Below are 20,357 nucleotides of genomic sequence, written 5' to 3'. Positions count from 1 at the left end.
AGGTGGCGGAATTGGTAGACGCACCAGGTTCAGGTCCTGGCGGTGGCAACACTGTGGAGGTTCGAGTCCTCTCCTGGGCACCAGGTTTCAGACATCAAGCCGGCTTTTGCCGGCTTTTTGTTTTTCTGCATCTTCTGCATCACATCCCGCTGCATTACAACTTCCACCCCGACTTCACTCAACCCGGCGACATGGGCATGGGTCCGTCCGGCAACACCACGCGCGGCGACGATACCTACCACCCGCCCAAAGCCCCCCTGCCCTTCCCGAACGGAATCCGGGCTGGAGAAGGTAATGGGAAAAGAAGTAACAGTATCGGCAATCATCAGCATGGGGAAGATGGTCTTTTCGGCTTTTTCGTGGGGCCTGCAAAATAATTCATTTTCCCTCTTGCAGGAATACCCGGAGCTTCATTATAATTCGGGCTCTTNAGGTGGCGGAATTGGTAGACGCACCAGGTTCAGGTCCTGGCGGTGGCAACACTGTGGAGGTTCGAGTCCTCTCCTGGGCACCAAGGTTCAGGCAAAGCCGAAAATTCTTCAAGAATTTTCGGCTTTTTGCTTTTCTGGCTCCGAATTGATCACTTTGATCACCAACGACAGTGCCGGAAGCGCTGTACAAGCAGTATTGCTCAAGCTTAAGGGTATTTGACTGCACGAAGATGAAAGAAAAAAGCCGGCGCCTGGCGCCGGCTTTTTAATCAGACGGCGAAGGGGTGCCGCTTGAGGATGGTTTCGTCCCGCTCCGGGCCAGTAGAGACGATATCGATCGGAATCTCGCACAGGGCCTGAATACGATCCAGATAGGCCTGGGCGGTAGCCGGCAGGTCTTCCCAGCGCTTGGCACCGAAGGTGGTGGCCGTCCAGCCGGGCATGGTTTCGTAGATCGGCTCACAACGGGCCACTTCGTCGGCGCCGATGGGCAGCAGATCCAGTACCTTGCCATCGAGCTTGTAGCCGGTGCAGATGTGCAGCTCTTCCAGACCGTCGAGCACGTCGAGCTTGGTAATGCACAGACCGGTGACGCCGTTGATGCGGGCGGAACGGCGCAGGGCAGCAGCATCGAACCAGCCACAGCGGCGCTTCCGGCCGGTGACGGTACCGAATTCCTTGCCCTTGGTGGACATCTGGTGGCCGGGACAGCCGGCGGTGTCGATATCCAGCTCGGAGGGGAAAGGACCACCGCCAACGCGGGTGCAATAGGCCTTGGTGATACCCAGCACGTAATGCAGCATGCCGGGACCAACACCGGCGCCTGCCGCGGCCTGACCGGCCACACAGTTGCTGGAGGTGACGAAGGGATAGGTGCCGTGGTCGATGTCCAGCAGGGTGCCCTGGGCACCTTCAAACAGCAGGTTCTGGCCGGCCTTGTTGGATTCGTAGATGGCGGCGGAAACGTCGGCCACCAGGGGTTTGATCTGTTCCGCATTGGCCAGGGCCTGTTTCAGTACGGCTTCGTAGGAAACCGGCTCGGCGCCCAGCAGCTTGGTCAGGATGAAGTTGTGGTACTCCATCACTTCCTTCAGCTTGGCAGCAAAGCGCTCCGGGTTGAACAGGTCATAGACCCGCAGACCGCGGCGGGCCACCTTGTCTTCATAGGCCGGGCCGATGCCCTTGCCGGTGGTGCCGATCTTCTGGTCGGCGCACTTGGCCGCTTCCCGTGCCTTGTCGATGGCGGAGTGGTAGGGCAGGATCAGGGGGCAGCCGGGGCTGACCTTGAGGCGGGAACGCACGTCCAGGCCACCCTCTTCCAGAATCTTGATTTCGGCCAGGAGGTGCTGGATATCCAGCACCACGCCGTTGCCGATGTAGCACTGCACGCCGTCGCGCACGATGCCGGAGGGCACCAGGTTCAGCTTGTACTCGCGCTCTCCCACCACCAGGGTGTGGCCGGCATTGTGACCGCCCTGGAAACGCACCACGCCTTGAGCGTTGTCCGTCAGCCAATCGACGATCTTTCCCTTCCCCTCGTCGCCCCACTGGGTGCCGACGACCACGACGTTCTTAGCCATACCGCTTAGTCCTTATTGATTGCTGCAATAATCCATTTGCCGCTCTGCTGCTCCAGCCGGCGGTCGCAGGGCATGGCCCCGCCCGCCTGCTGACCCGGCAGCAACTCCACGACAGCTTCGCCCCTGGCCCGCAGTTCCGCGATCACCGCCGCCAGCCCATCGTCCCCATTATTGCAGGGGGCGAGAATGGCCAGAGGTCGGGTGGCAACAGGCGCCAGGCGGGCCACTTCGCGCAAGTCCATGGAGAAACCGGTGGCCGGCCGTGCCCGGCCGAATGCTTCGCCGGCCCCGTCGTAGCGCCCGCCTAAGGCCAGGGCACTGGCATAACCCGGCGTGTAGGCGGCAAAGACGAGGCCGTTGTGATAATGATAGCCCCGCAGGTCCGACAGGTCGAAGCCAATGGGCAGATCGGCCGCCCTGGCGGCCAGGGCCGACAAGGTATCCAGGGCCTCGGTCACAGCTGGCAGGTCCGGCAGGGTACGCCGGGCACGCTCAAGCACTCCGGCGTCGCCGTACAGTTCGGTCAGGCGCAACAGGGCGGAACGATAGGATTCGGGCAGGCCGGCACAAGCCGCCTGAAGCCCGGGAACATCCTTGGTCTGCAGCAGGGCAAAAACTTCTTCATCAGCCTCGGCCGGCAAGCCGGCAGCCTGGGCAATGGCGCGGAAAATCCCGACATGCCCGAGATCAAGCCGGGTGGCATTCAGGCCTGCTTGCGCAAGGGATGCCGCCATCAGACGAATGATCTCGAGGTCGGCCTCGACACCGGCATAACCGTAAATCTCGGCACCGATCTGGATCGGCTGGCGCGTACCGGCCACCGGCGCCGGCAGGGTATGGAGAACGCTGCCGCAGTAGCTGAGGCGCACAACACCATCGCGGTTGAGCAGATGAGCATCAATACGGGCCACCTGGGGGGTGATGTCAGCCCGTACCCCCATGGTGCGGCCGGACAACTGATCCACCAGCTTGAAGGTCTTCAGGCGCAGGTCCTGGCCGGCACCGGTGAGCAGGGATTCCAGGTACTCGAGCAGGGGCGGCATGACCAGTTCGTAGCCATGCCGGCCGAACAGATCCAGGGTCTGGCGCCGCAGGCGCTCGATATTGGCGGCTTCCGCCGGAAGGGCGTCCGCCAGGTATTCAGGTAGCAACCAGTTCATTTGAAAATCATCAACAGTAGAAGACCCACGATCATGGCGGAAAGGCCGATGAAGCGGATCTGGCCGTCGCTCATGGCGATGAGGCGGCGAAATGTCTCGCGCCAGGCCTGGGGCGCGAGAAAGGGAACGACGCCCTCAAGCACCAGCATGAGGGCAAAGGCAAGGAGCAGATTTTCACCCATGGGCGAGAACTGGCAAGCGTTTTCGTACCGATAAGGGCCGAATTACTTGCCGCTCCGGCCCACGTTCTTCATGTATTTGAAGAAGTCGGAATTGGGCTCCAGCACCATGACATCGCTCTTGCTCTTAAAGGTGGAGCGATAGGCCTCCATGCTGCGGTAGAAGGCGAAGAACTCGGGGTTCTGGCCGAAAGCCTGACCGTAGATGGCGGCAGCCTTGGCATCGCCTTCACCCTTGATCTTCTGGGCGTCCCGATAGGCCTCGGCCACCAGCACTTCACGCTGGCGGTCTGCATCGGCGCGAATCTTTTCCGCTTCGGCAGCGCCCTGGGAGCGCAATTCGTTGGCCACCCGCTTGCGCTCGGCTTCCATGCGGCGATAGACGGATTCACTGACTTCCTGGGGCAATTCAACACGCTTCAAACGCACGTCCACGATCTGCACGCCGATCTTGCGGGCGTCCTGGTCGGCCTTTTCCCGCATGTCGTCCATGATCTTGTCCCGCTCACCGGAAACCACGTCATGCACGGTGCGCTTGCCGAACTCTTCCCGCAGGCTGGCATTGACGGTCTGGGAGAGACGGGTACGGGCCCGGGACTCATCGCCCCCCACGGAGATGTAGTAGAGCTTGGGATCAACGATGCGCCACTTGACGTAGGAATCCACCAGCACGTTCTTCTTCTCGGAGGTGATGAAACGCTCCGGATCCGGGGAATCCAGGGTCAGGATGCGACGGTCGAAGAAACGGACGTTCTGGATGAGGGGCCACTTGAAGTTAAGGCCCGGCTCGGTCACCACCTGCTTGACCTCACCCAGCTGAAAAATCAGGGCGTACTGGCGCTGATCCACGGTGAACAGGCACAGGCCGGCCACCACCACGAGAACGGCAACGAGGCCGCCGACAAATCCGATACTCTGTTTCATGCCGATGATCCTTAACGGGCGTCCCGGTCCCGGGAGCGCAGGGCATCACGGGAACGCAGGTCGTTGTTCTTTTCCAGTTGAGGAGGAACCTCGTTGGAAATGGGCACGCTGCGGTTGACCGTGCTTTCAGCAACATTGTTGGCATTGGCGCCCGCGGCAGGTGCTGCGCCGCTATTGACGGTTTCCATCAACTTGTCCAGGGGCAGATACAGAAGATTGCTGCCAGCCTTGGCATCCACCATGACCTTGGAGGTGCTGGAAAGGACCTGCTGCATGGTTTCCAGATACAGACGCTGGCGGGTCACATCGGGGGCCTTGGCATACTCGGTCAGCACCTGCTTGAAGCGGCTGGCATCACCCTCGGCGGTGGCCACCATGCGCTGCTTGTAACCGTCGGCTTCCTGCATCAAGCGGGCCGCCGTACCCTTGGCCCGCGGAATCACGTCGTTGGCGTAGGCCTGACCTTCGTTCTTCTGGCGTTCCCGGTCCTGCCCTGCCTTCACGGCATCGTCAAAGGCCGCCTGGACCTGCTCCGGCGGCTGGGCGTTCTGCATGGTCACTCGGGAAATGAGGATGCCGGTGTTGTAGCGATCAAGAATGTCCTGAATCAGCTTGGCAGCCTGAGCGGCCACCTGCTCACGGCCTTCGTACAGGACAAAGTCCATCTTGCTCTTGCCGACGATCTCGCGAATGGCGGTTTCGGAAGCCTGCATGACCGCCTCATCCGCATCCCGGTTGTTGAAGAGATACTCCACCGGATCCTTGAGGTAGTACTGGACGGCAAACTGGATGTTGATGATGTTCTCGTCATCCGTCAGCATCAGGGCCTCTTTGGCCACCTTGTTGCGTTCGGAGCCCCGGTAGCCCACTTCCTTGGTGCGCACGCCGGAGAGGTTCACCAGTTCGTGGGATTCAATGGGGAACGGCAGGCGCCAGCGCAGGCCGGGCTCCGAGGCTTCCTTGAACTTGCCAAACTGCAGCACCACGCCGCGCTGGGAAGCATCGACGATATAGAAGCCGGAAGCTAGCCAGATCAGCGCGGCCAGGCCGAGCAACAGGCCAACACCGCCGCGAAACAGCTTGGGGTTGAAATCTACAGGGCCGCCGGAGTCGCCACCGCCAAAGTTGCCGCCCCCCTTCTTGCCGAACATGCCGGACAGGCGGCGGTTGAAATCACGCCACAGGTCTTCCAGGTCGGGAGGTCCTTGGTTGGGTCGACGGCCATCGCCATTGTTGCCGCGATTGCCCCACTGGGGGTCGTTGAGCGACATCAGTAGTCCAATGCTAGAAATCATGTCGGGGGCTCGTATTGAGGACGCGTAGTGAAGACGGTTGGGAACCGCTCATCCGGGTTGAGTGTCGGGGTCCGCTTCGTCTGCGCCGCCATTATCGGCAAGCGGCGCATCCATGCCGCGGGAATTTTCCTTGGCGAATTCCACCAGGGCCTGGCGCAGCAAATCGAGCCCCTCTCCTGTTCTGGCGCTCAATCGGACCCGGCGAATTTTACCATACTCGTCCCGCTCCACAGCGGCGGGCAAGCCCGTAAGGTCAGCCTTGTTCCAGACCAGAATCTGGGGGACGCCGTCCGCCTCGATCTCGTGCAGGACCTTGTTAACTTCGACAATCTGCTCTTCCCGGGCATGGGAGGCGGAATCCACCACGTGCAGCTGCAGATCGGCCTGGGCCGTGGCCTCCAGGGTGGCATGGAAAGCCGCCACCAGGGCATGGGGCAGATCACGGATGAAGCCCACCGTATCCGACAGGACAATGGAACCCACTTCTGGCAGCCAAACCTTGCGGGAGGTGGTATCCAGCGTTGCAAACAACTGGTCGGCTGCGTAGACGCCGGCCTTGGTCATGGCATTGAACAGGGTGGATTTGCCGGCGTTGGTATAGCCCACCAGGGAAACAGTCAGCACATCCCGCCGCGACCGGGAGCGGCGCTGCACGTTGCGCTGGCGGGAAAGACGGGCCAGCCTCTCCTTCAGGGTCTTCACCCGGACGCCGAGCAGACGACGGTCCGTCTCCAGCTGCTTTTCACCGGGACCGCGCATGCCGATACCGCCACGCTGCCGTTCCAGGTGAGTCCAGCCTCGCACTAGGCGAGTCGCCAGGTGCTCCAGCTGGGCCAGTTCGACCTGCAATTTACCCTCGGCACTAGCCGCCCGCAGGGCGAAGATATCGAGGATCAGGCTGGTCCGGTCAATCACCCGGCATTGCAGCACCCGCTCCAGGTTGCGTTCCTGGGCAGGGGAAAGTTCGTGGTTGAAGATAACCAGCGTCGCGTCATGGGCTGCCGCTACGGCGCCGATTTCCTGCACCTTGCCCTTGCCGACGAAAGTGGCGGGATCCGGGGAGCCACGCTTGGCCACCAGCGTATCCACCACTTCGGCACCGGCGGAAGTGGCCAGCAGGCGAAGCTCTTCCAGGGAATCGGCCAGGTCAGCCTGGCCGAAATCCACCTGAATCAGCAGGGCGCGCTCGGAGCCGGGGACCCTGGGATCACCGGAAGAAGGTCGATCGAACATGAATCAGGCGTAGGAAAGGTACAAGAAGCAGGACAAGGAGGGATGCGCCGTTGGGCGCGAAGGGCGATGCAGGGAGCCGAAAACGACAAGGCCCGCCGGAACATCCGGCGGGCCGGAAAAACTGAGGGGAACGGCGATCACGACTCGGCGCCGTTGTCCTGCTGAATATTGACCGGACGGGCGGGGACCACGGTGGAAATGGCGTGCTTGTAGACCATCTGGGTAACAGTGTTCTTGAGCAACACCACGTACTGGTCGAAAGATTCGATCTGACCCTGGAGCTTGATACCATTTACCAGGTAGATGGAAACCGGCACGTGTTCCCGGCGAAGGGTATTGAGAAACGGGTCTTGTAACAGTTGCCCTTTATTGCTCATGGCTGAAACTCCATGGTTCGTTGTTATGGAAAATGCACTTTAATGGATTTTCCGGGGGAATGCCACCGGATAAACCCGTAAATTCAAGACTTTTTGTCCTTGTTCTTGTAAAAGGTATCCCGCGGATTACCGGTCTTGCGCACCGCCTTGACGGCATAGGGATTGTGGGCAACGTTGAACTGGATACGCAGGGGCGTACCCTGGAGCTTGAACACTTCCCGGAAGGTATGCTCCAAGTAGCGACGGTAACTTTCGGGCAAGGCATCCAGGGCGTTGCCATGCACCACGATGAGGGGCGGATTGGAGCCCCCCTGGTGGGCATAGCGCAGCTTGGGGCGGAAAATGCCGTGCCGCGGCGGTGCCTGGCGCGCCACGGCATCCAGCAACACGCGGGTCAGCTTGGGCGTGGGCAGCTTGGCCATGGCAGCGGCGTAGGCCCGGTCCACGGAGGCGAATAGCTTTTCCAGGCCCATGCCCTTGAGGGCCGAAATGTAGTGGAAGGTAGCGAAGTTGAGAAATTTCAGCTTCTGCTCCAGATCCACCTTGATGCGTTCCCGGCGGTAGGAATCCAGGGTGTCCCACTTATTTACAGCCACCACCAGGGCCCGGCCGGAATCCACGGCAAAGCCGGCGATGTGGGCGTCCTGGTCGGAAATGTCCTGGTCCGCATCGAGCACCAGCACCACTACGTTGGCATCTTCGATGGATTGCAGGGTCTTGATCACCGAGAATTTTTCCACCGCCTCGAAGACCTTGCCGCGGCGGCGCAGGCCGGCCGTATCGATCAGAGTGTACTTGCGCCCGTTGCGCTCGAAGTCGACAAAAATGGCATCCCGGGTGGTTCCCGGCATGTCGAAGGCGATGACCCGTTCCTCGCCCATCAGGGCATTGATGAGGGTGCTCTTGCCAACGTTGGGACGGCCAACAATGGCTACCCGGGGCGTTTCATCCTTATCCTCGCCTTCGTCCGGCTCGGGGAATTCGGCCAGAGCCTGCTCCACGATGTCCCGCACCCCGTCGCCGTGGGTGGCGGAAATCGGGTGAGGTTCGCCCAGGCCTAGTTCGTAGAAATCGGCTGCCACCACCGTGTGCTTCATGCCTTCGGCCTTGTTCACGGCGACGAAGACGGGGCGCTGGATCTTGCGCAGCTTGTTGGCAATTTCCTTGTCCTGGGCCGTCATGCCGACCCGGCCATCCACCACAAAAATGACGGCGTCAGCTTCGGCGATGGCCTGCTCGGTCTGGCGCGCCATTTCGTGGAATATGCCTTCCTTGGCCAGGGGTTCGAAGCCCCCTGTATCCACCACCAGATAGGGCTTGGTTCCCACCTTGCCGTGGCCGTAATGGCGATCCCGGGTCAGGCCCGGCATATCCGCCACGATGGCGTCACGGGTCTTGGTCAGGCGATTGAACAGGGTGGACTTGCCTACGTTAGGCCGGCCGACCAGTACCAGGGTGGGTTTCACAGGTATTGCTTTCTACGGAGGTTATTGCACATCGAGGGCGTAAACACCGCCCCCCAGGGTCTGGAAAACCCAGCCACTACCATAGGGCTGGGGAGCGGCAACCAGAGGGCTGCCATCGGTGGTGACGCGGGCGCTGAAGGAGCCGTCGTCACGATTGAGGAAATGCACCACCCCCTTGACGTCGCCCACGGCCACCAGACCGCGGCCGGTACGTGGCGCGGTGAGTTGGCGCAGGAAGAGCTTGTCCTGCTTCCACAGGGATGTCCCGCGGTAGCGGTCCAGGGCATGGACAGCCCCCTTGTCGTCGGTGACGTAGATATTGCGGTTGTCCATGGCCAGACCGGCGGCAGACGACATGTCGCGGGCCCAGATCAGGCTGCCGTTGCTCAGGTCGAAGCAAGCCACTCGGCCTTGATAGGCCACGGCGCACACCTGGGGACCATCCATGACGGGGGCGCTGGTGATATCGGCCACACGATCCAGCTCCGTCGTGCCTTTGGGGGTAGCGACGGTGCCTTCCCAGACGGCAGCGCCGTTCTGCAGGGAGACAGCCACCAGCTTGCCGCCAGGAAAGCCGGCAAAAGCATAGCGGTCGGAAATCAGGGGCGGTGCGGCATTGCGCAGGGAAAGCGCCGGATTGCTGCGCTGATACACCCACTTGCGCTTGCCATCGGTACTGTCATAACCGTAGAGCCGGTTGTCGCCGGTACGCACCACCACCAGATCGAGGGTCACGGCCGGGGCAGCCAGAATGTCGGCACTGGCCCGGACCTTCCACAGTTGCTTGCCATCCTTGGCATCGAAGGCGATGACTTCGCCCTTGGGCGTGCCCACCACCACCAGGCGGCCATCGCTGCCAACGCCACCGGACAGCAACTGGCCGGCAGAAACCTGCCAAACCTGCTTGCCGTCATCAAAACGGGTAATGCTGCCGTTCTGGGCCGCCACATAAACCGAGCTATCCACCACCGCCGGGGTGAAGACATAGTCCTCGGCCTTACCGGCCTTGCCTTGCCAGAGAATCTTGACGTCAGCCGTGGCCTGGATATTTTCCAGCTCGGCCATTTTCACCTTGGGGGTGCTGGCAAAGGGATTGAGCTTCTCCACCGTGGAGCAGCCCGTTAGTGCTGCCGCCAGCAGCAGGCCGAGGAGAACCCGGGAGGAGTTCACTTGGCGTCTCCCAAGGCATCGGCCTTCTGCTGCAGCACTTCGCGGTAGGCGGCGGCGGCACGGGCATCCTGAGCCCCGGTGCCGCTCTTGGCGGCCGCGTCCAGTTCGTTCAAGGCGGCGGTGAACGCGGCTTTGGCATCCACCTTTTTGTCCTGGGCCAGCAGCACATCGCCTCGAGCCTCGGCAAAACGGGCGGCAAAGGCAGGTAGCGGCTTGGCTTCCAGCTGCTTCAGGGCTTCATCGTAGGCTTTCTCGTCGAGCAGCACAGCCACCAGACGCAGGCGGGCCAGATCCTTCAGCTCATCCTTGCCGTTATCCGCCACCCAGGCCAGTTGCAGCTTGGCCGTCTTCAGGTCGCCGGCATCAAAGGCAGCCTTGGCCGCAGTCAGGGCGCCGAGGGAGGCATAGGCGGAACGCTTGTGGTTCTCCAGTAGTTCGCCGGCGGCGGCCTTCAGGCGCTGCACGTCGCCTTCCATGGCGGCTTTCTGCAACACGCCGTAGACCGCTGCCGCCTGCACCGCTTCGCGGCCCTGGTACCAATTCCAGCCCTGCCAGCCGGCGACGCCAATGGCCGCCGCCAACAGGATGGCCGTCACCTGATTGCCATACTGTTTCCACCAGGTCTTGATTTCGTCGAGCTGTTCCTGCTCCTGCAAGTCGTAAACGGCCATTATTCCTCTTCCCAATCAATGATCGATTCCATCAGGGTGGCAGGCAGATCGTCCACCTTCACCCGCTGTTGTTCGCCCTTCTCGCCATCGGCACTGCGCAGGGACTTGAGCGTCACTTCGCCAGCGGCGGCCTCATCGTCGCCGATGATGACAGCGTAGGCGGCACCGCTGCCGTCGGCCTTCTTCATCTGGCTCTTGAAGCTGCCGCTGCCGCAATTGAGGATGACGGCCATACCGTTGTCCCGCAGCCCTTCGGCGACGCGGAAGGCGAGCCGGCTGGCAGATTCGCCCTGGTGCACCACATAGACATCCACTGCTTCGGGGCCGCCCGCCAGGTCCTGATCCTGGATCAGGGCGATGAGGCGTTCGACGCCCATGGCGAAGCCGCAGGCCGGGGTGGGTTTGCCCCCCAGCTGTTCCACCAGGCCGTCGTAGCGGCCGCCGGCGCAGACCGTTCCCTGGGCGCCAAGACGGTCGGTCACCCATTCGAACACGGTCAGGTTGTAGTAGTCCAGGCCCCGCACCAGGCGAGGATTGACGGTATAGGGCACGCCGGCATCGCGCAGCACCTGCTGCACACCCTCGAAGTGGGCCAGGGATTCGGGGCCGAGGAAATCCAGCAGCTTGGGCGCCTGGGCGCACATCTCCTGCATGGCCGGATTCTTGGTGTCGAGAATGCGCAGAGGGTTGGTATGCAGGCGACGCTGGGCATCTTCATCCAGCAACTCGGCATGGGCCTCGAAATAGGCGATCAGCTCGGCCCGGTGGCGGGCCCGCTCTTCCGGCTGGCCCAGACTGTTGATCTGCAGGGAGATGCCTTCCAGCCCCAGGTCGTCCCACAGACGGGCACCCATGAGAATCTGCTCGGCATCGACATCGGGACCGGTAAAACCAAAGGACTCCACGCCCACCTGGTGGAACTGGCGATAGCGCCCTTTCTGGGGCCGCTCGTGGCGGAACATCTGGCCCATGTAATAGAGCCGGCGCGGCTGCTGGGCGGCCAGGCTGTGCTGGATCACAGCCCGCACGCAGCCGGCGGTCCCTTCGGGGCGCAGGGTCAGCTGTTCGCCGTTGAGGGCGTCTTCGAAGGAATACATTTCCTTCTCGACAATGTCGGTGACTTCGCCGATAGCCCGCTTGAAAAGGCCCGTCGGCTCGACAATGGGCATGCGCACAGGGCGGTAGCCGTAGCTGTGCAGCCAGGAGCGGATGACCTCCTCAAAACGTTCCCACAGTTCGGCTTCATCGGGCAGGATGTCGTTCATCCCGCGCACGGCTTGCAAGGTTTTCTGGCTCATAAATCCGTATTCAGTGCGCGACCGCTGGGTCGCGCCGCTCATTTTTGAAGTTTGCGCTGGTAGGTCCGGGCCACGTAACGATCCACGATGGCCTTGAATTCTTCGGCAATGTTGTCGCCGCGCAGGGTTACGGTCTTTTCCCCGTCCTCGAACACCGGGGCGGCCGGCGCTTCACCGGTGCCCGGCAGGGAAATGCCGATGTTGGCGTGCTTGCTCTCGCCGGGGCCATTCACCACACAGCCCATCACCGCCAGGGTCATGTTCTCGACCCCGTCGTATTCAGTACGCCACTGCGGCATTTCGGCCCGCACATAATCCTGGATGGTGGAGGCCAGTTCCTGGAAGAAGGTGCTGGTGGTGCGGCCGCAGCCGGGACAGGCCGCCACCATGGGGGTAAAGGCCCGCAGCCCCATGGTCTGCAGCATTTCCTGCGCCACCACCACTTCGCCAGTGCGCTTGCCACCGGGTTCGGGGGTGAGGGAGACGCGGATGGTATCGCCAATGCCTTCCTGGAGCAGCACGCCCATGGCGGCGGTGGAAGCGACGATGCCCTTGCTGCCCATCCCGGCCTCGGTCAGCCCCAGGTGCAGGGCGTATTGGGAGCGGGCAGAAAGCTCGCGGTAGATGGCGATAAGGTCCTGCACGCCGGAAACCTTGCAGGAAAGCACGATGTGATCGGCCGGCAAGCCAATTTCCACGGCCTTGTCAGCCGACTCCAGGGCGGAAGTCACCATGGCCTCGCGCATGATCCGCACGGCATCCTTCGGCTCGGCCCGTCTAGCGTTCTCGTCCATGATGCGGGCCAACAGGTCCTGGTCCAGGCTGCCCCAGTTCACGCCGATGCGCACCGGCTTGTCGTACTGGCAAGCCAGTTCGATCATCTGGGCAAACTGCTCGTCGCGCTTCTTGCCGTGACCCACGTTACCGGGATTGATGCGGTACTTGGCCAGGGCCTGAGCACACGCCGGGTTGTCCGCCAGCAGACGATGGCCGTTGTAGTGGAAGTCGCCAATCAGGGGCACGGACAGGCCGAGACGGTCCAGGTGTTCGCGAATCTTCGGCACGGCGGCGGCCGCTTCCGGCGTATTTACCGTGATGCGCACCAATTCAGAGCCAGCCCGGGCCAGTTCTGCCGTCTGCAGGGCAGTGGCGAGGTAATCCTCGGTATCCGTGTTGGTCATGGACTGCACCACTACCGGGGCACCGCCGCCGATAACGATGCCGCCCACACTCACGCCCAGAGTGGGGTGACGGGGAATGGCGTAGGGATCGGCAGGAGAAGTCGTACGGGAATCGGACATGAATCAGTCGAGCGTGACGCGGGCCACGTCGTCCTTGCTACGGGGCTCCAGGGAAATATCCCGGCCCTTGTAGGTGAGTTTCACATGGGTGGCGTTACCCACCACCAGGGTAAATGGCGGCACACCGGCCACCTCCCGCTCGCTACCGGCGGGATTCAGCTGGGAAAAAACGATCTGGCCGGTCTTGTCCTTCACCTCAACCCAGGAGGGCTGGGAGAAACGCAGCTTGATCGGGCCCGAACCTGCAGGCGCAGCCACGGCCACCACCGCGGCCGGGGCCGGTGTTGCTGCACCAGCCGCCGCTGGGGAGTTCACAGGTTGCGGTACCACTACCGGAGCGGCGGTCGCAGGCACAGCCGGCGGCGTGGCCGGAGTAGCGGGAACAGCAGGAATAGCGGAAGGCGCAGACACAGGAGCGGCCGGAACGGGAGGCACGGCACCCGCCACTTCTGCTCCGGAAGCCGGGGATTCATTGGCACTGGGGGGCGGGAAAGCCGGTTCCGGTTCTTTGGCCGAATCCTGAGCCGAATCCTTGCCAACCTCGGCCGACACTTCCTCCTTGGCGGAGGACTGCCAGAAATCGGCGGGCACGACGAAGTAGGCGGCCACCGCCACCCCCACCATCAGCGCGGCACCTGCCATGGCGGCAAGATCCCGGCGCTTGCCCTGGCCAGGACGGGGCAGTTCGGCAGTGGAAGCCCGGGGCAGGACGATATTGGGATTCTCCGGCGTCTGGTCGGCCTTCAGCTGGGCCAGCAAGGGCTCCGCGTCAAGGTGCAGGAAACGGGCGTAATTGCGTACGAAACCGCGAACGAAGGTCTGCCCGGGCAAAGCTGCCCAATCACCCTGCTCCAGCGCCTCCACCTGGCGGTGGCTGATTTTCAGGATCTGGGCGGCCTCACCCACGGAAATGCGACGATCTTCCCGGGCCTGACGCAGGACAGCGCCAACATCGGGAACGACAGGGGCTGCAGCAACGGCAGGGGCCGCATCCGCAGGGAGCTGCGCCTCCGCAGCAGAATCATGAACAAGCTCACTCATTCAAAATTGCCTTTCATGAGAGCCTGGGCTTCGCGAGAGCCGGGGAAACGCTTGCGCAGCATGGCGTTGTAGCTGGCTTCCTCGGCACGATCACCGATCTTGCGGGCCAGGCGCAGGGCCAGCCACAGAGATTCCGCATTCGGATCGGAGATGCGGTGAATATCGCGAATCAGGGCATAGGATTCGTCCATCTTGTCCCGCTTGTACAGCACGGTCGCCAGGGACAGCATGGCCTGGGCATTATTGGGCGCTAGACGCAGGGCCCGATGCAGATAGGTTTCGGCGGCATCCAGGTCGCCGAACTTCTCGCTGCAACGCCCGGCATTGACGTAGGCACGGTCCGGGGTGGGATACAGCGGATTCTTCACTGCATTGTTGAAATAGGTCAGGGATTCCTTTTCCCGCCCGACCTGGCAAAGAAACCAGCCATAGTTGTTGTTGATTTCCGGATCGTTGCCGGCCAGGGACAAGGCACGGCGGAAGCTGGTTTCTGCTGCCTCATTTTCCCGCAGGTCCATGTGCACCAGGCCCAGGACATTGTGGGCGGGTGCGTAACTGGGGTCGATGGAGATAGCCAGGCGCAACTCTTCCAGGGCCACGGCCAGCTTGCCGTCCTGGAAGTAGAGGGCGCCGAGTTCCGTGTGGACCCGGGCGGACTTGCGGGCATCGCCGGTCACCGCTGCCTGGGATTGGGGCTCCTCCGCCGTGGGGCGGGAAGGCGTGTTTTCGCAGGCAGCCAGCAAGCCGGCGGCGAGAATCATCAAGAGCCGGAACGAGGGCAGCCGGAAAGGGGTCTTGCTCAAGGTCGCATCTCCTGAAGGGGGATCGTGCGCCGCTCGCTACGCTTGGTCTTGTCCTGCACCTGACCGGCCAGCTGGCCGCAGGCGGCATCAATGTCATCGCCCCGGGTCTTGCGGGTGGTGGTGACGACGCCGGCCTGGATGAGGATGTCGGCGAAACGGCGGATGCGCTCCGCCTTGGAGCGGCGGAAGGGCGATCCCGGGAAGGGATTGAAGGGAATCAGATTGAACTTGCAGGGCACGTCGCGGGTGATGGCCAGCAGTTCCCGGGCATGGACATCGCTGTCGTTCACCCCGTCGAGCATCACGTATTCGAAGGTCACGAAATCCCGCGGCGCCTTTTCCAGGTAACGCTGGCAGGCCGCCATCAGTTCCGCGATGGGGTATTTCTGGTTGATCGGCACCAGATCGTCCCGCAGCTTGTCGTTGGGGGCGTGCAGGGAGACGGCCAGGGCCACCGGGCATTCATCCCGCAGGCGGTCCATGGCCGGCACCAGGCCGGAGGTGGAGACAGTGACGCGGCGGCGGGAAAGGCCGTAGGCGTTGTCGTCCAGCATCAGTTTGAGGGCGGCCACGGCGGCCTCGAAATTGGCCAGGGGCTCGCCCATGCCCATCAGCACCACATTGCTGATGATGCGCTCGGCTTTTTCGGGATTGCGGGGATCGACCCCCAGGGCCCGGTTGGCCTGCCACAGCTGGCCGATGATCTCGGAGACGGCCAGGTTGCGGTTGAATCCTTGTTTGCCGGTGGAGCAGAAGGCGCAGTCCAGGGCGCAGCCGGCCTGAGTGGAAATGCACAGGGTGCCCCGATCGTCTTCCGGGATAAACACCGTTTCCACCGCATTGCCGTTGCCCACGTCGAAGAGGAACTTGCGCGTGCCGTCGTCCGACAGCTTGTCGCTGACGATGGCCGGGGGCAGCACAACCGCATTGGCCTTGAGCTTTTCACGCAGGCTCTTGGCGATGTCAGTCATGGCATCGAAATCCGACTGCCCGAAGTGATGCATCCAGCGCAGCACCTGGCGCGCCCGGAAAGGCTTTTCGCCCTGGGCGGCAAACCAGGCTGTCAGGCCTTCGGCATCAAAATCCAGCAGGTTTTGCATCATGTACTCGCTTGGGTGAGGGGGACGAACAAAAAACAAAAAGCGGAGCCGTTCGGCCCCGCTCACCCGACTCCGATTAGCGGCCGGAGTAAACGTTCATCGCCGGGAAGAAGAAGGCGATTTCGTTGGCAGCGGTTTCGGCAGCGTCAGAACCGTGGACAGCGTTGGCGTCGATGGATTCAGCGAAATCGGCGCGGATAGTGCCCGGCTCGGCCTTCTTCGGGTCGGTGGCGCCCATCAGGTCGCGGTTCTTGGTGATGGCGTCTTCACCTTCCAGCACCTGGATCATGACGGGGCCGGAGATCATGAAGGAAACCAGATCCTTGAAGAAAGGACGCTCTTTGTGCACGGCGTAGAACTTGCCGGCTTCTTCGGCAGACAGCCAGGCCATCTTGGAAGCAACGATCTTCAGGCCGTTGGTTTCGAAACGGGAGTAGATCTTGCCGATGACGTTCTTGGCGACGGCGTCGGGTTTGATAATGGAAAGGGTGCGTTCGATAGCCATGGTCACTCCGTGAATAGCTGGGTTTGGAAATAACTTTTTATTTTACCAGACCTTTAGGAGAGAACCCCAATCCGCCGACCACGGCAATTCATCGGGCCTTGCCAACTGACGCACAAGGCCCGTTTTACGGTTTTCAGTAGCTGCCTGCGATTTTTGCGGGAGATTTGCCGAAATGCCGAGCGTTCCCGCAAATCCCATGAAGCGCAAGCGATGGGGGCGATACTCCGGCCGCCTCAGCCAAACTTGAAGAGGATGCCGAAACCGGCCCGGGGATAGTTCCAGTCCACATTGCCGTGGGTATCGCAGACCACCCGGCAGGTGCCGCATTCCAGACAGCCGTCTGTGATCAGGCCGATCTTGCCCTCCTCGAAGGACCAGCAGCCGGCCGGGCAGCAGACGGTGCAGGCGCGGCTGACGCAGCCGTTGTTGCACAGGGATTCATCCTTGATGCGAATGTGGGGCCGGTCCGCATCAACCCGGTAGCGGTTCTGGAAGAGCTTTTCTTCAACTTTCATCATGATCTATTTCCTTTCTCGGCTCTTCGTTAACGGGTGGCGCGCCACAGGCGGTAGGCATCGCCCAGCAGCCCCAGCAGGCTACGGCGTTCGCGGAAGGCATTGAAGATGGCCTTTTCCTTGGTGGCCTTGTCCCGACTATCCACCGTGAAGAACTCGTGGGCGGCGCCGTTGAGCAGGGCCGGGTAGTCGCTGAGGAACTGGCGCTGGCTGTGCAGGGTGTCCGGAATGTTGCGGTACTTCTTCAGGTCCTTCAGCACGATGCTGTCTTCCAGCCGGGCCTTGTAGCGGGCCAGGTTGGCGGCGGTGGAAGGCAGACCCTTTTCGCCCAGTTCCAGCAGGGTCTCGGCGGCAAGACGGCCGCTGGTCATGGCCAGGTTGGAGCCTTCCCGGTGCACGGCGTTCACGAAACCGGCGGAATCCCCCACCAGCAGCCAGCCTTCGCCGTACAGCTCGGGCAGGGCGTGGTAGCCGCCTTCGGGAATGAGGTGGGCGGCGTATTCCCGGGTCTCGCCGCCGGCAATCAGGGGCGCCACGGAAGGGTGCTGCTTCAGCTTTTCCAGCAGTTCCGCCGGGGTGGTGTTCTGCGCCTTCATGTCGGAAAGCATGCAGCCAATGCCAAGGGAAATGGAGTCCTTGTTGGTGTAGAGGAAGGCAGTACCGGCCATGCCCTGGCTGATGCTCCCCAGCATCTCGATCACCACGCCCTCGCTGCCCTTCAGGTTGAAGCGGGCTTCCACGGTCTCCTTGGGCAGGAAGATGGTTTCCTTCACCGCCAGGGCCACGGCGGCGGGCTTGATGTCCTCCCGCAGGCCAGCCCGGCTGGCCACCAGGGAATTGACCCCGTCAGCCAGGATCACGGTTTCGGCGTAGATCTTGCCGTCGTCCCGATCCACCTCGACGCCGATGACCTTGCCGGATTCGTCGCGCAGCAGGGCGATCACCGTCATTTCGCAGATCACCAGAGCGCCGGCCTTCTGTACCTGCTCGGAGAACCACTTGTCGAAGCGGGCCCGGATGATGGTGTAGCGGTTGCCCGGCATCTGGTTGAAGCGGTCGGAGCGGAAAGTGGTGCCGACGTAGGACTCGTCCTCCATCACCCACATGCGCTGCTCGATGACGGTGCGCTCCAGGGGGGCGGAGTCGCGGAAGTCGGGGATGATCTTTTCCAGGGCGTCGGCATAGAGGATGGCGCCCTGCACGTTCTTGGAGCCGGGATACTCGCCCCGCTCCAGCTGCAGCACCTTCTTGCCGGCCTTGGCCAGGGTGTAGGCGGCGGCGTTGCCGGCGGGGCCGGCGCCGACGACGATGACGTCGAATTTTTCGATGTTCTGGGTCATGGGAATTCCTTAGCTGCCTTGCTGCGCCAGGTAGCCGGCGAAGGTGCGGCCCAGAGCCGGCAGCACCTGGTTGCAGTCGCCGACGATGGCGTAGTGGGCGAAGTCGAAAATGGGGGCGTTGGGGTCGTTGTTGACGGCGATGATGCAGTCCGCCCCTTCCATGCCCACCCGGTGCTGGATGGCGCCGGAGATGCCGGCAGCGATGTAGAGGGCCGGGCGCACGGTCTTGCCGGTCTGGCCCACCTGGCGGTCGGCGGAGATCCAGCCGGCATGGATGGCGGCCCGGGAGGCGCCCACTTCGCCGCCCAGAACCTTGGCCAGATCCCACACGTGCTTGAAATTTTCGGCCTTGCCCAGGCCCTTACCGCCGGAGACGACGATTTCGGCGTAAGGCAGCTGGGGCTTGTCCCGCTGATCGTCGGGGATGAACTCCAGCACCTTGGTGACGATGTCGGTCTCGATCAGGCCGGCCTCGAAATCGACGATCAGGCCGGTCCGTTCCGGTTGCGGGTCGGGCATGGGCATCACCCGGTGGCGCACCGTGGCCATCTGGGGCCGGTAGTTGAGGGTGACGATGGTGCACAAGAGGCTGCCGCCGAAGGTGGGGCGGGTGGAGAGCAGGCAGCGGTCTTCCGGGTCGATGGCCAGCTCGGTGCAGTCGGCGGTGAGGCCCGTCTTCAAGGTGGTAGCCACCGACCCGGCCAGGTCCCGGCCCAGGGTGGTGGCGCCCAGCAGGAGGATTTCCGGCTTATGGGCGTTCACCAGGTCGGTCAGGGCCCGGGTGAAGGGCACGTTGCGATACTCGGCCAATACCGGGCTGGCGATGCGGTAGCAGCGGTCGGCACCGTAGGCGAAGGCGGCCTGGCACTGGGCCTCCAGGTCCGGCCCCGGAGCGCCCATGACCACGCCGCACAACTCCACCCCCAGCTGGTCCGCCAGGCGGCGGCCCTGGCCCATCAGCTCCCAGGAGACGGGATGCACATGGCCCCGCTCGCTCTCGACGAAGACCCAGACGCCCTTGTAGGCCAGCAGTTCTTCATCCAGCTTGATCTTGCGCTTCTTGATGGGCTTGTCGGTCTTGGCTTCACTCATGGCGCTCTCCTGCTGCCGTACGCTTGTTATCCAGTTCTTTTTTCACCTTGGGAATCTCCGCCAGCACCTTGTCCAGCAGGGCCTGGGTGGCGGCTTCCGGGTTGGTGGCGTCGAACTCGATCTGCTGGGCCTTCTGGGCCCGGGGGCTGGGCACGAAGACCCGGCTGACGATGGTGGGGCTGCCCTTCAGGCCCACCTTCTTGATGTCCTCGATGCCGGCGGCGTTGCGGTCCCAGACGCGGACTTCGGCCCGGGCGGCGCGGAACATGTCAGGGGCGCTGCCGAAGCGGATTTCGTTGCTACCTTCGAGCATGGTGATGAGGGCCGGCAGGCGGGTTTCCAGCACCTGCACCCCGCCCTCGGCGCGGCGCTCGACGCGGATGCTGCTGGCGGCCTTGTCTACGCTGACGATGCGGGAAACGTAGGTGAGCAGTTCCAGCTCCAGGCGCTTGGCGATGCCCGGACCCACCTGGGCGGTGTCGCCGTCGATGGTCTGCTTGCCGGTGAACACCAGGTCCACCGGGGTCTCCTGGTGCAAGGTTTTGATGGCCGAGGCCAGCACGTAGGAGGTGGCCAGGGTGTCGGCTCCGGCAAAGAGCTTGTCGGTCACCAGCACGGCCTCGTCGCAGCCGAAAGAGAGGGCCTTGCGCAGGGCCGGCTCAGCCTGGGGCGGGCCCATGGTCAGCACCGTCACCTTGCCCCCCAGATGGTCCTTGAGGGCCAGGGCCGCCTCGATGGCGAAGAGGTCGTAGGGGTTGATGATGGCCGGCACCCCCTGGCGCATGATGGTGTTGGTCACCGGATGGACCCGAATCTGGGCACTGTCCGGCACCTGCTTGATACAAACGACGATGTGCATGATGACGATCCGTCTAA

21 protein-coding genes and 2 tRNA genes are annotated in these 20,357 nt (G+C 62.7%); 3 read left to right on the top strand and 20 right to left on the bottom strand.

Annotation, left to right across the window (positions count from 1 at the left end):
• Positions 1 to 2: 2 nt before the first annotated feature.
• From AZSI13_RS03130 to AZSI13_RS03125, 3 genes are all read left to right on the top strand, one after another.
• A tRNA-Leu gene (locus AZSI13_RS03130) sits at positions 3 to 83 on the top strand.
• On the top strand, positions 54 to 377 hold the full coding sequence (locus tag AZSI13_RS17175) for a hypothetical protein (RefSeq protein ID WP_133247249.1): 324 nt from the start codon (positions 54 to 56) through the stop codon (positions 375 to 377). Before AZSI13_RS03130 ends, AZSI13_RS17175 begins: the two co-directional genes overlap by 30 nt.
• 56 nt (positions 378 to 433) lie before the next feature.
• Positions 434 to 514, top strand: a tRNA-Leu gene (locus AZSI13_RS03125).
• Between the two features lie 186 nt (positions 515 to 700).
• Here AZSI13_RS03125 and AZSI13_RS03120 read toward each other — a convergent pair.
• The 20 genes from AZSI13_RS03120 to AZSI13_RS03025 all read right to left on the bottom strand — a co-directional run bounded on the left by AZSI13_RS03120 (position 701) and on the right by AZSI13_RS03025 (position 20,340).
• Positions 701 to 2,011, bottom strand: a complete 1,311-nt coding sequence (locus AZSI13_RS03120) for an adenylosuccinate synthase (protein WP_109039728.1) — start codon at positions 2,009 to 2,011, stop codon at positions 701 to 703.
• 5 nt (positions 2,012 to 2,016) lie between these two features.
• Positions 2,017 to 3,171 (bottom strand): ATP phosphoribosyltransferase regulatory subunit, encoded by a 1,155-nt coding sequence (locus tag AZSI13_RS03115; RefSeq protein ID WP_109039727.1) that lies wholly within the window; start codon positions 3,169 to 3,171, stop codon positions 2,017 to 2,019.
• Positions 3,168 to 3,353, bottom strand: coding sequence for a DUF2065 domain-containing protein (locus AZSI13_RS03110; RefSeq protein WP_109039726.1), 186 nt, complete (start codon positions 3,351 to 3,353; stop codon positions 3,168 to 3,170). Before AZSI13_RS03110 ends, AZSI13_RS03115 begins: the two co-directional genes overlap by 4 nt.
• Before the next feature lie 42 nt (positions 3,354 to 3,395).
• On the bottom strand, positions 3,396 to 4,274 hold the full coding sequence (gene hflC / locus AZSI13_RS03105) for a protease modulator HflC (protein ID WP_109039725.1): 879 nt from the start codon (positions 4,272 to 4,274) through the stop codon (positions 3,396 to 3,398).
• 11 nt (positions 4,275 to 4,285) lie between these two features.
• Entirely contained in the window at positions 4,286 to 5,545 is a 1,260-nt protein-coding gene (gene hflK / locus AZSI13_RS03100; protein WP_109039724.1) for an FtsH protease activity modulator HflK, read from the bottom strand.
• Between the two features lie 72 nt (positions 5,546 to 5,617).
• Complete coding sequence (gene hflX / locus AZSI13_RS03095) at positions 5,618 to 6,802, bottom strand: GTPase HflX (RefSeq protein WP_201262289.1); 1,185 nt, start codon at positions 6,800 to 6,802, stop codon at positions 5,618 to 5,620.
• Positions 6,803 to 6,939: 137 nt separating this feature from the next.
• Positions 6,940 to 7,179 (bottom strand): RNA chaperone Hfq, encoded by a 240-nt coding sequence (gene hfq / locus AZSI13_RS03090; protein ID WP_014238149.1) that lies wholly within the window; start codon positions 7,177 to 7,179, stop codon positions 6,940 to 6,942.
• Between the two features lie 83 nt (positions 7,180 to 7,262).
• Positions 7,263 to 8,645 (bottom strand): ribosome biogenesis GTPase Der, encoded by a 1,383-nt coding sequence (der, locus tag AZSI13_RS03085; protein ID WP_109039723.1) that lies wholly within the window; start codon positions 8,643 to 8,645, stop codon positions 7,263 to 7,265.
• A 21-nt stretch (positions 8,646 to 8,666) separates the two neighbouring features.
• The gene (gene bamB / locus AZSI13_RS03080) at positions 8,667 to 9,815 is read right to left on the bottom strand and encodes an outer membrane protein assembly factor BamB (RefSeq protein WP_109039722.1); all 1,149 of its coding nucleotides are present in this window, start codon (positions 9,813 to 9,815) and stop codon (positions 8,667 to 8,669) included.
• Positions 9,812 to 10,486, bottom strand: coding sequence for a tetratricopeptide repeat protein (locus AZSI13_RS03075; RefSeq protein WP_109039721.1), 675 nt, complete (start codon positions 10,484 to 10,486; stop codon positions 9,812 to 9,814). Before AZSI13_RS03075 ends, bamB begins: the two co-directional genes overlap by 4 nt.
• Positions 10,486 to 11,784, bottom strand: coding sequence for a histidine--tRNA ligase (hisS, locus tag AZSI13_RS03070; RefSeq protein ID WP_109039720.1), 1,299 nt, complete (start codon positions 11,782 to 11,784; stop codon positions 10,486 to 10,488). The genes AZSI13_RS03075 and hisS overlap by 1 nt, the downstream gene beginning before the upstream one ends.
• 38 nt (positions 11,785 to 11,822) lie before the next feature.
• Complete coding sequence (gene ispG / locus AZSI13_RS03065) at positions 11,823 to 13,085, bottom strand: flavodoxin-dependent (E)-4-hydroxy-3-methylbut-2-enyl-diphosphate synthase (RefSeq protein WP_109039719.1); 1,263 nt, start codon at positions 13,083 to 13,085, stop codon at positions 11,823 to 11,825.
• Between the two features lie 3 nt (positions 13,086 to 13,088).
• Positions 13,089 to 14,126, bottom strand: coding sequence for a helix-turn-helix domain-containing protein (locus tag AZSI13_RS03060; protein WP_109039718.1), 1,038 nt, complete (start codon positions 14,124 to 14,126; stop codon positions 13,089 to 13,091).
• The gene (gene pilW / locus AZSI13_RS03055; RefSeq protein WP_109039717.1) at positions 14,123 to 14,929 is read right to left on the bottom strand and encodes a type IV pilus biogenesis/stability protein PilW; all 807 of its coding nucleotides are present in this window, start codon (positions 14,927 to 14,929) and stop codon (positions 14,123 to 14,125) included. Before pilW ends, AZSI13_RS03060 begins: the two co-directional genes overlap by 4 nt.
• Positions 14,926 to 16,029 carry a 23S rRNA (adenine(2503)-C(2))-methyltransferase RlmN gene (rlmN, locus tag AZSI13_RS03050; protein WP_109040017.1) on the bottom strand — a complete coding sequence of 368 codons (1,104 nt, stop codon included), beginning with the start codon at positions 16,027 to 16,029 and terminating at the stop codon, positions 14,926 to 14,928. The genes pilW and rlmN overlap by 4 nt, the downstream gene beginning before the upstream one ends.
• Before the next feature lie 76 nt (positions 16,030 to 16,105).
• Positions 16,106 to 16,534 (bottom strand): nucleoside-diphosphate kinase, encoded by a 429-nt coding sequence (gene ndk, locus AZSI13_RS03045; RefSeq protein WP_109039716.1) that lies wholly within the window; start codon positions 16,532 to 16,534, stop codon positions 16,106 to 16,108.
• Between the two features lie 233 nt (positions 16,535 to 16,767).
• Complete coding sequence (locus AZSI13_RS03040) at positions 16,768 to 17,052, bottom strand: ferredoxin family protein (protein WP_109039715.1); 285 nt, start codon at positions 17,050 to 17,052, stop codon at positions 16,768 to 16,770.
• 26 nt (positions 17,053 to 17,078) lie between these two features.
• Positions 17,079 to 18,389: an FAD-dependent oxidoreductase gene (locus tag AZSI13_RS03035; protein ID WP_109039714.1), complete on the bottom strand. Its 1,311-nt coding sequence runs from the start codon at positions 18,387 to 18,389 to the stop codon at positions 17,079 to 17,081.
• Between the two features lie 9 nt (positions 18,390 to 18,398).
• Entirely contained in the window at positions 18,399 to 19,481 is a 1,083-nt protein-coding gene (locus tag AZSI13_RS03030; protein WP_109039713.1) for an electron transfer flavoprotein subunit alpha/FixB family protein, read from the bottom strand.
• The gene (locus AZSI13_RS03025) at positions 19,474 to 20,340 is read right to left on the bottom strand and encodes an electron transfer flavoprotein subunit beta/FixA family protein (RefSeq protein WP_109039712.1); all 867 of its coding nucleotides are present in this window, start codon (positions 20,338 to 20,340) and stop codon (positions 19,474 to 19,476) included. The genes AZSI13_RS03030 and AZSI13_RS03025 overlap by 8 nt, the downstream gene beginning before the upstream one ends.
• Between the last annotated feature and the right edge of the window lie 17 nt (positions 20,341 to 20,357).

This window comes from Azospira sp. I13 (genome assembly GCF_003112695.1).
GTDB lineage: Bacteria > Pseudomonadota > Gammaproteobacteria > Burkholderiales > Rhodocyclaceae > Azospira.
This window is presented reverse-complemented; position numbering and strand designations above follow the sequence as displayed.